This window comes from Parapedobacter flavus, assembly GCF_035818675.1.
GTDB lineage: Bacteria > Bacteroidota > Bacteroidia > Sphingobacteriales > Sphingobacteriaceae > Parapedobacter > Parapedobacter flavus.
Window position 1 is genome coordinate 68850 of record NZ_JAYKZZ010000022.1, and the last position, 13585, is coordinate 82434.

The 13585-nt window shown below is 51.5% G+C and carries 8 protein-coding genes; 1 reads left to right on the top strand and 7 read right to left on the bottom strand.

Translation table 11 applies throughout. The features are described from left to right. The 5 genes from U9S71_RS17180 to U9S71_RS17200 all read right to left on the bottom strand — a co-directional run bounded on the left by U9S71_RS17180 (position 1) and on the right by U9S71_RS17200 (position 5485). The gene (locus tag U9S71_RS17180) at positions 1-2136 is read right to left on the bottom strand and encodes a response regulator (protein ID WP_326328890.1); all 2136 of its coding nucleotides are present in this window, start codon (positions 2134-2136) and stop codon (positions 1-3) included. An 83-nt stretch (positions 2137-2219) separates the two neighbouring features. Further along, complete coding sequence (locus U9S71_RS17185; RefSeq protein ID WP_326328891.1) at positions 2220-3233, bottom strand: YihY/virulence factor BrkB family protein; 1014 nt, start codon at positions 3231-3233, stop codon at positions 2220-2222. Positions 3234-3236: 3 nt separating this feature from the next. Beyond that, entirely contained in the window at positions 3237-3644 is a 408-nt protein-coding gene (locus tag U9S71_RS17190) for an acyl-CoA thioesterase (protein WP_326328892.1), read from the bottom strand. Next, positions 3644-4687: an endolytic transglycosylase MltG gene (gene mltG, locus U9S71_RS17195; RefSeq protein WP_326328894.1), complete on the bottom strand. Its 1044-nt coding sequence runs from the start codon at positions 4685-4687 to the stop codon at positions 3644-3646. Before mltG ends, U9S71_RS17190 begins: the two co-directional genes overlap by 1 nt. A 36-nt stretch (positions 4688-4723) precedes the next feature. Beyond that, the gene (locus U9S71_RS17200) at positions 4724-5485 is read right to left on the bottom strand and encodes a PASTA domain-containing protein (RefSeq protein WP_326328896.1); all 762 of its coding nucleotides are present in this window, start codon (positions 5483-5485) and stop codon (positions 4724-4726) included. A gap of 203 nt (positions 5486-5688) precedes the next feature. Between U9S71_RS17200 and U9S71_RS17205 the strand changes: the two genes are divergently transcribed. Continuing rightward, the gene (locus U9S71_RS17205; RefSeq protein WP_326328898.1) at positions 5689-6693 is read left to right on the top strand and encodes a D-alanine--D-alanine ligase; all 1005 of its coding nucleotides are present in this window, start codon (positions 5689-5691) and stop codon (positions 6691-6693) included. A 7-nt stretch (positions 6694-6700) separates the two neighbouring features. Here U9S71_RS17205 and U9S71_RS17210 read toward each other — a convergent pair whose 3' ends face one another. Continuing rightward, the gene (locus tag U9S71_RS17210) at positions 6701-12292 is read right to left on the bottom strand and encodes an MG2 domain-containing protein (RefSeq protein ID WP_326328900.1); all 5592 of its coding nucleotides are present in this window, start codon (positions 12290-12292) and stop codon (positions 6701-6703) included. A 105-nt stretch (positions 12293-12397) separates the two neighbouring features. After that, positions 12398-13567 (bottom strand): MBL fold metallo-hydrolase, encoded by a 1170-nt coding sequence (locus U9S71_RS17215; RefSeq protein ID WP_326328901.1) that lies wholly within the window; start codon positions 13565-13567, stop codon positions 12398-12400. Positions 13568-13585: the final 18 nt, after the last annotated feature.

Consider the following 13585-nt stretch of genomic DNA (forward strand, 5'->3'; position numbering starts at 1 on the left):
TTACGTTTTGCCGGAAAGCGCCGCTGTGATTGCTTTTACAATTTCGGTCTCGGTAAAAGGCTTTTCAATGAAACCATCGAAGAACGCCTCGACGTGTGCCTCTTCCGCGTATTTCAGGGTAGACATGTCGGCAGAAATAGCCAACACGCGGACGGTGTTGAACCGTTCCTCCGCACGGATTTTTTCGAGCAGCTTTACGCCGCTCATGCCGGGCATGTTAATATCGGTGATTACGAGGTCGACGGCGTGGCTATCGAGGAAAACAAGCGCATCTTCGCCACTATTGACGGTGTGAATGCTACCCACGTCCTTGAAAAACTGTCTCATAAGTAGGATGTTGATAGGGTTGTCGTCCACAACGAGTAAGCGGAGGTCCGTAGGCAGATCGGCAAGCTGAGCTTTCCGGTGCTCTTGTGTTTCCATCTTGCTATCCGAGAAAGGGATGTCAGCAAAGAAAATAGCGCCTTTGGTAGGTTTGTTTTTCAATCCGATGGTTCCATCCAGCTCCTGGGCCATGATTTTGGATATATATAGTCCCAAGCCGATTCCCCCTGAATTCGGATTAGCCGTAAAATATTTGCGGAATACTTGGCGGCGGTGCTTTTCACTGATACCTATGCCGCTATCTTCGACTTCGAGGTGCAAGTTGGAGTCGTTACCTTTACGGAATAACGATGCCCTGAACGTGATATCGCCTTTCTGGGTATACTTTATGGCATTACTCAAAAAGTTGGAAGCGATTTGACGTATCCTGAATTCGTTACTCAGCAAAGTCAGTAGCGGGTCGATTTCGATTTCGGTATGCAACTGCAAGTTTTTCAATTCGGCCTGATTGCTGTGCAGGGCTACCACATCTTGGAAAGACCGGTTCGGTGAAAAATAATCTTTTGCAATGTTGCTTTTATGGGTTGCCTCGAGTTTGCTTAGGCTCAATATATCGGTAATATTGTTGCTGATGAGGTTGATGTTATAATATACCGAATCGATAAGTTTTTCATCGGCCGAATCGGATATTGTCCTGCTTTTTAGCAGGTCAATAACACCCAACAGGGAATTGAGCGGGGTGCGGATTTCGTGGCTGATGTTTGCCAACACGCTGGTTTTCTCTTCGGCCAGGTTGGCTGCATAATCTTTTTCCACATGCAATCGGCGTTCGTATGAACGGGCATAGAACTGATAGTAGACCAATGCCACAATCATAATGAACATCAATATCAATGCGAAAATCAACTGCGTGCCAAATAATTTGATGTTTTCTTTGTAGAGCGAAAAATCGCGTTCCTCCGCTTTGCGCAACGTATACACATCAAGTGTCCGGACAATCTCCATACTTTCCTTGAGTTTGTTCAGTAAGTCGATATTGGTCGTGATGAGCTGCCTTTCTTTTTCCTGCAGTTGACTGAACGTCTGCCGGAGATCCATAATATTGTTCAAGTAGGACCTTTCGAGGTTGGACTGTGCCGTAGATAAATTGTCGCGTAGTAGTGCAATACGTTCCACATCCACGCTGTTGTGTTCAGTGGCTATAACGATGGTGTCGTCTTTGGTATTGAAAATCCGTTTGAGTAACCCCGGTCTTTTTCTTACAATGGTGTCTTTTGTAATATTGGTCGTCGTATCGCGCAATACGTTGTCTACGACCGATTCAATCCGGACAGCCGAGGGCGGTTTGACGTGGGTGTGCTTACTCAGTATGCTCAGCGAATCATGGGTGTGGAATACCAGGCGGTCGAGCCTTTTTTTGAGCGAGGCAAACTCCATGGCTATCCGCTGCTGGTCCTCAACCTTCAGTGTCGGGTTATTCAACGGATTTCCTGAACCCCGTTGTGACGCCAGCGAGTCTACAAAGCTTTTGAGTAAATTGAGTTTCGTTAGGTATCCTATATAACTACTATCGCTAAATTCTAGCGTATATAAGCGGAAGGCATTTTCTGCTTCGCTGTAGGTGGAAAACAAGTAGTTTAGGTTGTCCGATCCCGCTTTCCGCGTTTGATACGCCGTTGTTAACCGACGTTCAAGTTTTCGGTATTGGCCATACTGATAAATGAAGACCGACCCAATAAAAAGAAACAAAATGATGAAACTACACAATAATAGGATTCGTGCTGTCGGCGTATGTTGTTTGTTTTGCTTCATGGTTAAGCAGCCCCTTAGCCGCCGATATATAGGTCGGCGCTTGTCAGCAAAAATAGATTAAAATCTCATTATTGGCAAAAAGTTTAATTACGATGAACCTTTCCCTTGGCCGATTCAGCAGGTTTTTCTGTGGCTTCGTCCGATTTGAAGGTGTTGAAAGCACGCGGTCGTACAATCTTGATACTTTGTTTCGAGAGGGCAATGCTGGCGTTCAATTCAAAACCTACAAGTAGGATAAGAGAATTGAGGTACAGCCAAATCATGATGACGATTAGCGTACCGATTGAGCCATAAAGCTTATTGTAAGCGTTGAAGTTGTTGATGTAGAAAGCAAACCCAGAAAACGTCAATATGGCGAGGATGGTCGCCAGCATGGCGCCGGGGCTGAACAATTTCCATTTTCGCGATGCGGCGGGACCGAATTTGTAGAGGATGCTTACGGTGAGAAAATAGATTCCAAAGAGGATAAACCATCGGGCAGCCGCAATCACGAAGCTCCAGAAAGCAGCATTGATCGCGATATTTTGCCGGAGGTATCCCACCACATACCCTGCAGCGGTGAAGATGGTCATGCCCACCGCTAGTGCAATGATAATCATGAGTGTCAATCCAATGGCGACCAACCGCTGTTGGCCCCAACTGCGGCTTTCGATAAGCAGTGACGCCTTGTTAAAGGCAAGCATCAACGAACTGACACCATTGGTGGCGAAAAAGGTCGCCAGGATAAAACCGACGGAGAGCAGTCCGCTATTTTGATTTTTCACAATATCTTCCAGGGTTGACTCTACCGTAAGGAACGCGTTTTCGGGTATGACTACCTCCATGAAGTCCAGTAGCTTTTCCTGAAAATTGTCTATCGGGATATAGGGGATGAGCGTAAATAGGAAGATGATGCCCGGGAAAATGGCCAACATAAAGTTGTAAGCCAGTGAAGATGCTTTGTTGAGGATGGACTCGCGCGCGATCTCTTGGAAAAAAAAAGTGGCCACGGTATATAATGGCAACGCACCGAATCCTGGCAATACAATAACCTTGGTCCATTCGATAAAATGGAAATAGGGTCTGAATTTAATTAAGGTATTATGAATCCAGTTCATTGCTCAATCGAAATACGCTGCCAACCGCTCCATAAAATCGGGTGGCGCTACGCACGGCTTATTGCGTTTCATATCTACGAAAACCAATGTGGTGCTGCCTGTGTTGAGTAATTCACGCTGTTGGTTAAGCAATTCGTATTCGAAGCGGATTTTGACGCCAGGTTTTTCTTTTAAATGTGTGCGTACGGTGATTTCCTCATCATACCGGGAGGGCTTCAGAAAGCGGGAATACAGCTCGAGGACGGGCATCATCACCCCACGATCTTCCAATGCCTTATATGAAAAGCCGAGGCTGCGGAAGAGTTCCACGCGCCCAACTTCGTAAAAAGCTGCATAATTGCCGTAATAGACGTACCCCATTTGGTCGGTCTCGGCGTATCGAACCCGTACGGTTGTTTCAAACGTATACATTAGCGCTTGATGTTTCGCTCATTGAGCGCTTGTTGGAATTTGCGCGCATTGATGTTATGTTCGGCTTGCGTTACCGCGAAATTATGGTAGCCCGAAAAATCATCCTTGGCACACATGTAAATATAGTCGTGTTGTTTGTAATTCAATACAGCGTCGATAGCCGCAATACTAGGCATCATAATCGGACCCGGCGGTAATCCACGATACAAGTACGTGTTGTATGGCGAGTCGGTGCGCAGATGGCGGTAGAGCACGCGCCGTATCGTAAAATCGTTGTTGGCAAAAATAACGGTTGGGTCGGCCTGTAGCAGCATGCCTTTCCTCAACCGGTTGAGATACAGTCCAGCAATAGTGGGCATTTCGTCGGTATGCAGTGCCTCGCCTTTCACGATAGCGGCGAGTACAGCTACTTCTTGCGGATTGAGGTTGACGGCCTCGGCTTTCTTTCTGCGTTCGTCGGTCCAGAATTTCTCATATTCGTTATGCATCCGCTCGGCAAATTGGTCGATGGATGTATTCCAATAAAATTCGTAGGTGTTGGGCACGAACATGCTGAAAAAATTATCGGTGTCGAATCCGTAACGTGCGGCTAGGCTATCATTATTCATTAGGTTGATAAAAGCAATGGAATCGGGCTCCAACTGTTTTGCCAGTATACTCGCCAAATTTTCCTTGAGCCGTACGTTCTCGAAGCGGAGCTTTACCGGTTCTTGGAAACCACCACCAAGCCTGTTAATCAGTGCCCGGTTATTCATACCCCTGTCCAGTTTGTATTTTCCCGGCTTCACGCGAGCGGGATAATCCATTTTCGTAGCTGCCCATCGCAAAGTAGCCGTATCTTCGACGGCCTGCAATTCCGCTATACTGGTCATCACGTCTTCAAAACCCCAATGTGTGTAGATATATAGATATTCGGCATTCGCGGTCACATTCGGAGCAAAAAAAGACCGGTAATACTTATACGCAATGGCGCCACCTATTGCGAGTACAACGACGGCAACGATTCCCAGTGTAATGAATATGCCTTTCTTCTTTTTGTTCATGTTGTTTTGGTCTGCGGGTTCACTACCGCGAGTCATTTATTGTTGATTCGTAAGCGCAACATTGATTGGTGTACCGATACTGACTTTCGGGTCGGTGGGCGTTGGTGTTTGTGAAATGATGGTTGCGCCAGCGGTATCCGTTACCAACCCCATGTAGTTGACAGCGCCCAGCGACAGCGAATTGCCCTGCAACGCAAATCTCGCCTGTTCAAGTGTGAGTCCAGTCAGGTCAGGCACCTGTATTTCGCTTGGTCCGCGGCCGTCACCCAGCACGAGATCTACCGTCGATCCTTTGGGGATAGGACGCCCCGCATTGAGCCGTTCGTTGCCAAACTTGACATCTAGCACCACGTTTTCGGCAATATCGGGAATATAAGTGGTGTCGCCCAGTTTAATACCGTAACTATTGAGCACGGCACGTGCTTCCACGAAGGTTTTCTCAATCAGGTCGGGGAAAGCTACTTCGGGCGCCACGCGGGTAATAATGGTGAGGTAAAGGGTGCGGTTTTTCTTTACTTTCGTTGCCGGGTCGGGGTCTTGTTCGATAACGAGCCCTGGCGTCGCATCTACTTGGTAAACCGAATCGAGGTCGTATTCGAAGCCGTCGGCTTGCAATTTTTCCACGGCCTCGTGAATTGGTATTCCCCGTAGGTCGGGCACTGCTATCGATTCGTTGTGGCGTGTATAGGTGTTGAGGCCGAATATGATGAGCAGGAGAAGAACGGTCAGGCCGATAATGGCGCCGATGAGATTCTTCCTGAAGGTGTCGGTTCGCAAATAGTTGAAAAATTTTACCATTGTTAAGTCTTAGCATTTTCGCACGCCCTGTGCATTCCCACCCGTGCAGAGCAATATTAGCGCCATTGTTTAGTTATCCTAAATGAATACCGCATATATCGCACAAAATTATTTGTTTTTCCGGGCATAGCAAATATATTTTTATCCCGAGCTCGCTTTTCCATCTTGTATATAATCTGCAAGTTAGCTATGTTTGCTCAATCATGAGCATACGCATCGCATTAGTTACCGGCGGCTACACCGCAGAGGCCGAGGTTTCGCTGAAGAGCGCGGATTTTGTTTTCCAGCAATTGGATAAGTCGTTGTACGATGTTTACCTTATTACGATTACCACCGACAGCTGGTTCCATGTGGGCGAAAACGGGGTGCCGTATCCTGTTAACCGCGACGACTTTAGCCTCTCCATGGATGGCGATACCATACGTTTCGATTTAGCTTTCATTATGTTGCACGGGTCTCCGGGTGAAGATGGCCGCCTTCAGGGGTATTTAGACATGGTGGGTTTGCCCTATACCTCGTGTGATGCCCTGACGTCGGCGCTGACGATGAACAAAGCATATACTAAAGCGGTACTGGCTGGCATCTCCGACCTGCATGTGGCTCATTCCGTCCAATTGTTTGCATCGCAACGCGGCTCTGCTGTCGATATGGTGCGTGAGGCGTTGTCGTTGCCGTATTTCGTTAAGCCCAATGCCGGGGGGAGCAGTATCGGGATGACCAAGGTTAAAGTGGATGCCGAGCTTGCCGACGCGATCGACAAAGCATTCGATGCGGAGAACACGGGCAACCAAGTCATCGTGGAAGAGTTTGTGGATGGAAGGGAATTTTCCGTGGGCATATATCGTAGCGCAGGCGAGTTGGTGGTGTTGCCGGCCTCGGAGGTCATCACCGAGCGCGAGTTTTTCGACTTCGAAGCGAAATATATCGATGGACAGACCCAGGAAATAACTCCCGCTGAACTCACCGCTGAGCAGCGTGACCGTATAGATCGCGTCGTAAAGGCCATTTACACCCGTCTCAATTGCAAAGGGATGGTGCGGGTAGACTTCTTCCTTGAACGCAGCAGTGATCGGTTTTATTTCATTGAGATCAACACCATCCCCGGCCAAACGGCACAGAGCTTCATCCCACAGCAGGTGCGCGCGGCTGGAATGACCGAAACCGCATTTTACGGCGAATTGATCGAGGAAGCTTTACGTAAGGGGTAGTTGATCATCAATAATCACCTACCTCCACCCACTGACCGGGTGTTGTTGCTTGTATCCGATTGTCATACATAGCCTCTACGCTTACCGCTGGCAAGAAATACCGGCCGATATAAGAGGCATTCAATAGCACGCGGTAGGTCAGTGTTTCATTCTCCCTGATGTTGAAATGGGTAAGCACGCGGTCATCGCGGATATCCAGGTAAGTAGACGGGGATGAACTCACGGCCGACTGGGTGTTGTTCAGCCGTGTGTTGATAATCTCCCATCCCGACGGGAAAATCTGCGCGAGCGCCATATGCTCGTAGGTACCCATGCTCCCCGTGTTCTTCAGCGTCACCGCGGCTACGAAATCCGTTCCTTGAGGCAGGGCCACCGGGTCTATTGGCTCACCCTGCAGGTTTGTGTATTGTACGCCCATGGTGAGCAGCTCGGGGTTATTGCGCACGGGTGGATTTTCGCCCACGGGCAGCTGGCCTTCACGGATGATACGGACGTATAGCTTATTCGTTCCCTTGTTCTGGATACGCAGCGTACGGTCTGGCTTGCTCAGGTCCACATCAATCCGGTATAAGTACGTGTCGGCATTCACGCTGGCCGATTCGCCGTTGAGGGTGTAGTCGAAGCTATTCTTCCGTTGTTCACTGCCACCGAACTTGCCGATCGCCAGTAGCGCATAAGCGGTGGTCTGCGTGCTGTACCACCGATCGTTGTCGAGCCCCGATGCGACGGACAGCAGCATGCGTTCGGCCTCCTCGTGGCGTCCCATCAGGTCGAGTGTTTCGAGAATCATCGCGCGGTCACGCAGCGCCGACCCGAAGGTGCGTCCGGCGTGTTCATAAGCCTTTACATCGGTATTGCGGCCTTTCACCAGCTGGCTAGCCACAATACCCTGGCCAGCCAGTTGATAGGCGGCGGCAAGTCGCCAGGCGGCCTCGTCCGATAGGTAGGGGAATTCCTTGAGTCGGTTCATCGCCCCCATTTCAGGAGCTTTCGCCAAGGCCAGCAAGTAGAGCCGGTACGCCTGCAGCAGGTCGCCCCCCCGCCAATTGTATTGGTCGGGCGCCCATCCCTGTGCAGCACCGCGCTGGTAGCGAAGCCAGCTGTCGAGGAATCCGGCGGGGAGCGTATATCCCTTGGCTTGTGCCTCCAAAAGGAAATGACCTGCATAGTTCGTGCTCCATTCATTTACGTTTGTGGCTCCTGGCCAGTAGCCCAGTCCGCCATTGGGCAGCTGGTAATTGCGCAGCCTGTTAATTCCCGCTTTGATATTTCGCTCGATGGCGGCTTTGTCCCGGTCTTTCAGTTCGACCAGTCTATCCAACATCAGCTGCGGGAATACGCTGGATGTCACCTGCTCCAGGCACCCGTAGGGGTATCGGATCAGGTAATTCAGCCGTTTGGAGAGGTTGATGGGTGGAAGGGACGATACCTCCACCGAGGCGGTATTGCCATTGCCCGGCCCAAGGGGCTCCATGGCCTGTTGCCACGACCCATTACCTGCTATTTCATCTTTATCCACCGAAGTGATGAACGGGTTGGGGTTTCGGATATCGATTTCTATTTCATACACTGCCGTTTCTGAGCCGCTTTTCGCTACCGCACGGAGCTTGCCCACGCCGGTTTCGTTGCCCACGGTTACCGTGGCATAGGCCATCTGCTCACCGGGTTTGGCGAAAGTCAGCGTCTGTTTTCCCCCCTGAATGGCAAGGCCACCCGAAGCGGTCACATCGATGCTCACCTGTTTCACTTGGTCTTCCATGGCGAAGACCGTCAGTGGTAGCTTGAACGTTTCCCTCGGTCCGATTACGCGCGGCAGGGTCGCCAGCAGCATCAGTGGCTTTTTCACGGCTACGGCTTTCTCAGCAAAGCCGTAGGCGCCATCCTGTCCGGCGATGACCATGGCCCTTACGGAACCGACGTATTGCGGTAACGTGAAGTTATGGGTGTTGGTGCGGCCCTTGCCCAGCGTAAAGGGCCCCAGGAATTTGACCACCGGCTGGAATCTATTCGCCTTCGCGGGATTAACGTTGCGGTCGATTTCGCCGTCGCCGCCGATACTGAGTATCCGCTCCAGGTCGCCGCCCCAGGCGCCGAGCACCTGGTCAAACAGATCCCACGAGTTTACACCCAGCGCTTCCCGGGCGTAGAAGCTCGCATGTGGATCCGGCGTCTTGAAACGGGTAAGATCGAGTAGCCCCTCGTCTACTATGGCAATGGTGTAGGTCATGGCCTTGCCGTTGGATTCGGATACGGAGATGCGCGATTCGGTCTCCGGGCGGAGTGTTTCAGCGATATCGATCTGTGGTTTGAGAATCGTTTTCGGATTTTCGATGAGCAATGGTATCACGCCATACATCCGTATGGGCAGGTCGTTGGCCGTTTGTTGGTGTGGTTGCAGGAGGGTTACATTCACAAACACATTGGGGGCCATCTCTTCGGTGGCCTCGAAGCTGTGCACGGTTTGCCCCTGTTCGGTATCTATCCACCAGCTCTTCAATACGCGACTTCCATTTTCGATGCTGATGAGCCCACGGCCGCCGGCCGAAGAGGGAATGGTGAGGGTAACCTTCTCACCCGCGTGGTAGGTTTCCTTGTCGGCCGTGAATGATAGCATGGAGGCCTCTGTAGGGTTGTTCTGTTGTTCACGTTGTGCCCATCCGGGCCAGTCGATGTAGAGGGTTTTTCCCGTGGCGTGGCCGCTTTCGAGGTCCACCACGCGCACTAGGTAGCGACCCCAGTCGGGGTAGTTCACGCGGATGTTCCATTTGCCGGCGCCGTTTTCGAGGGTGATGGTCTCTTTTTTGAGCAGTTGGTTGTATTTATCCTGCGTGAAGTTACCGAGGTATTCGTCTTCCTGGTTCCACCACCAACGCCACCGTATTTTGTAGAATTCTACCTGTACGCGGCGCCGCCCCGTTATTTTCTTTCCGGTAGCGTCTACACCCACAATGTCAACGGCATGGCCTACATCGGTAAGCAGCCTCCCCGATAGGCGGTCGCCCTCGGGCGTGCGCACGCCAATGTAGCTCGTATACGGACTGTACGGCATGCTCACGTTGTCGATACTGAAATTGCCGCCCGGTTCGAATACACGGGTGGTGAAGCTCGCGCGGAGCATGCCGGGCGTGCCGTTTGTCCCGGTGATGTCGGCCGAAAAAGCAGCCTTTCCGGTGGCATCGAGCGTGCCGTCGAAGAGGATTTCGCTTTCCCTCGCGAAGCTGCGCGTTGGGTCGTCAAACGTATAGGTACGGTAGTCATCAAAGGTAGTCCTTACTGGAGTTACCACAGCCTCCACGCGGGCTTTGAGCCCTTGCACCTCGGCACCGAACAGCCATTTCGCAGAAAGGTTGACGGGCACCGCACTTCCTTTACTCAGTACGGCTTTGTCGCCGAAATCGAGATCGATTTTCAGCCGGTTGGGCATAATGGTCTCGATTTTCAGCGTCTTTTGGAATACCGCACCGCCCACACTCACTTTAGCAACCCAGTTGCCTGTGGGGGCGGTAGTTTCCGTTTTCGTTTTGAACGTATAGAACCCATTGGTATGCGTTGATTCTACCAGGCGCTTGTTGAGCTGTCCTTTAGGGTTGTACAGTTCGAAGGTAACGGGGTGCCCTTCCGGGAGGTCGGCCGATTGGTTTTCCATGATGAAACCCACAAACAGGGAGTCGCCCGGCCGCCATACGCCACGCTCGCCGTAAATAAACCCTTTGATGCCCTTCTGCACCACATCGCCGCCTACGTCAAAGCGACTCAACGGCAAGGACGAGCCGTCGTCCAGCTTAAGGTATCCACGCTCTTCGTTTTTGGCGGCGATAAGCATGAAAGGCTTTCGGGGTACTTCCACTTTAGCAAACCCGTCGGCGTTTGTGGTAGCGGTTTGGATCACCTGCTGTTGGTAGTCGAGCAGCGTCACTTCCACATCTGCCATCGATTGTGCGGTGAGGATACTGGTGGTGATGACGTTTATGCTGTTATCGTTGCCGCGCTTGGCAATGAGCCCGATGTTCGATGCCAGCATGTCGCGGCTGGCCCAACGCCCGGTGGTGTAGTAGGCACTGTGGCAAGGGTTATCGCGTTCATCCCAGTCGTAATCATACGGATAATAACTATTGTACCGCCCCCAAAACTCGTCCTCATCATCAATCGGGTCGCCGTAATAATAGCTGCGTTGCTGCTCCTCGGCCTCGGCGATGGCTTCGGCATCCGCATCGCTGCACGGGTACACGGAGTAGCTGTGGCGGAATCCGATCAGTACACGATAGATAGCCCCTGGCTCGGCTTTGAGTAGCTGGTCGATGTCCAGCGAAAAGCGGTTTTTTCGGTGCAGGTTTATGCTCTTGTCGGTATCGAGTGCGATGGTCTTCTGCACCACGGGCCGGGCTACGCGCCGCAATTCGTATTTGCTGTCGTAGGTCTGCTGGAAATATTGCGGCACGTTGTTTTCAAAAATTTTGACAATGGTCACATCCACGGCCCGCAGGTTTACCGCCTCGAAGGGCATGGTGAGTTTTCCCGAACCGGGTAGGATGGAGCCTTGGCCGGGGATGCTGACGGAGGGCAGTCGGTTTTCGAAATTGACATTGGCGGCATACGCTACCTTTATTTTCTGATTGTTGATGTTTTCCACTCCCTCGTTCACGGCGATGGCGTAGTCGCCCTCCAGCCGATCGGGTGCATATGCTTTCACTTCACTGCCATCGATGGTATAGCGAAGTTCTTGCATGTCCGCGATATCGATCAATCCGCTGAGCTGTTGGGCAACGAGGATGGGATCAGAGAATTGCACCAGTACATATTGCTCTGGCTCGTGTACCGCGCGGATATCCAATACCTTGAATGTACCTTTGGCCGGTATTTCGATGGTTGTTTCATCCGCTTTCGAAGCGGTAATGGAACGGCCATCCCAGTTCATGACAAGGCTGCGCGCCTCATCGCCCCTAGGTATCGAGTCGATAGCGAAGGTAGATAGTCGTGTTTGGACGTTATGCTGCCATTTGATATCGTACAATATACCTTCCTGCGATGCTGCTGTTAATATTTTCTCGATATCTTCCGGCTGTTCCGCATCTGCAAAAACAATGCGTCCGGTGAGTTTCATCAGGTCGGTGGCGGTGTTTGTCTGCGATGTCAATCCGTCGATTTCCACATTATACGATGGCTCGATGACTTTGAAATTAAAGACGAAATCGGTTAGATCGTTGCTTACGTCGGCCACTTTATCGAGGTGGAAGGTGACGTTATACTCACGCCCCGGCTTCAGCTGCTCGTCGGGCCTGAACTCCACGGTACGGGCGTCTATCCAATACACCTTCCCTTTGACATGGGGGTCGACGGAAAAGAGCTCGCGCTGGTCTTCCTGGTTGGTTTGCTGAAAGGTGCTTATCTGTGATGCCAGCCGTACGCGTATGGTACTTTCGCGAGATACCACACCAGCGGTATAGGCTTCTACATATTTGGCGAAAGCGGTGTTGTTGGCATTCACGGTGTTCGATTGGCTGTACTTCCAAAGGAGCAACGCGATGATGATGACAATGATTACTCCACCTGCGGCAATCAACGTACTTTTGCGGGTGGGAATCCAATTGGCCTTGTTCATAGTGATGGATTTTATCAAGGCGAATGTACATAAACTAAGGGGTAAATCCTTGAAACCCGCAGGACGAAATTGGAAAATAACGGTTTTCGGGGATGGTTATCTCCGTCAATTGATGCCTTCCCACCACCGTGTAAAGGTTTGTGCGGTATCTCGCAGGTACACCGGTTCGCCGATCATCGGCGTAAGCAATGGCAAGCCCGTTGTACTATTCGCTTCGGTGATTTTGATGAGCGGGTCATCCCATGCATGCATGGCCAAGGGGAATTTGGAATTGTGCACCGGCAGTACCCGCTTGGCCCCGAGGTTTTGTGCGGCAAGGAGAACCTGTTCGGGTAGGGTGTGGATATACACCCAATGGGGGTGGTATTGTCCGTCTTCGAGGATGGCGAGGTCAAATGGTCCATATTGTTCGCCGATTTGCGAAAAATGCGTTCCGTAGCCACTGTCGCCACCGATGAATATGCGCTGTGTGGGCGTATTCAATACGAACGAGGCCCACAGCGTGCCGTTCCGTTTAAAGCCGCGGCCCGAAAAGTGGCGTGCCGGGGTGGCGCGCAGCGTAAGCCCGTCTGCCAGTGCGGTCGACTCATGCCAGTCAAGCTCCACGATTTTTGCCGCCGGGTAGCCCCAGTATTCGAGGTGTGCACCCACGCCCAGGGGGCAGACCACGCGGCCCACTTTGGGTTGGAGCTGTTTAACGGTGTTGTAGTCGAGGTGGTCCCAATGGTCGTGCGTGATGATAAGGTAGTCGATATCGGGCATATCCGACACGTGGTACCCCGTGGTTCCGGGGAAGCTTTTCGTAGTGAACGACACCGGGGAGGCATGGCCGTTGAACACCGGGTCTACCAGGAATTTCTTGCCGGCCGTCTGCATGAAGTACGAGGAATGGCCGAACCAGACGAGCATGTCGGTGTCGGGATCGAGCCCATGGAGGTCCGTTTTAACAGAAGGGATGGAATCCACGGGTATCTGCCGCGGTTTCTTGGCAAAAAGGAAATTCCATAGCACGGTAACCATATTTGCCCCTTCGGCCAGATCGGGTGTATCTTCGAGGTTTTGGAAGCGCCCGTCTTTATAGTTGGGCGATTGTTCAATCCGCTCCAGCCGTTGTCCCTGCGGGGCCCTGCCGAATGGTGGTTGTCGGATAAATATCATGATCCCCACGGCGAGCGCCGTAAAGACGATAAGCAAGCTTAACAACATACGTTTGATGGTTTTCTTCATGCCGGTGTAACAGGCGAAATACAGCGCAAAGTACTGCCCCTTACTCATAAATGCAATCCGTTGGTT

What these genes read in the sequence shown, in the direction of transcription:
- U9S71_RS17180 (WP_326328890.1), bottom strand. Translation starts at nt 2,136, where the DNA reads ATGAAGCAAAACAAACAACATACGCCGACAGCACGAATCCTATTATTG.
- U9S71_RS17185 (WP_326328891.1), bottom strand. Translation starts at nt 3,233, where the DNA reads ATGAACTGGATTCATAATACCTTAATTAAATTCAGACCCTATTTCCAT.
- U9S71_RS17190 (WP_326328892.1), bottom strand. Translation starts at nt 3,644, where the DNA reads ATGTATACGTTTGAAACAACCGTACGGGTTCGATACGCCGAGACCGAC.
- mltG (WP_326328894.1), bottom strand. Translation starts at nt 4,687, where the DNA reads ATGAACAAAAAGAAGAAAGGCATATTCATTACACTGGGAATCGTTGCC.
- U9S71_RS17200 (WP_326328896.1), bottom strand. Translation starts at nt 5,485, where the DNA reads ATGGTAAAATTTTTCAACTATTTGCGAACCGACACCTTCAGGAAGAAT.
- U9S71_RS17205 (WP_326328898.1), top strand. Translation starts at nt 5,689, where the DNA reads ATGAGCATACGCATCGCATTAGTTACCGGCGGCTACACCGCAGAGGCC.
- U9S71_RS17210 (WP_326328900.1), bottom strand. Translation starts at nt 12,292, where the DNA reads ATGAACAAGGCCAATTGGATTCCCACCCGCAAAAGTACGTTGATTGCC.
- U9S71_RS17215 (WP_326328901.1), bottom strand. Translation starts at nt 13,567, where the DNA reads ATGAGTAAGGGGCAGTACTTTGCGCTGTATTTCGCCTGTTACACCGGC.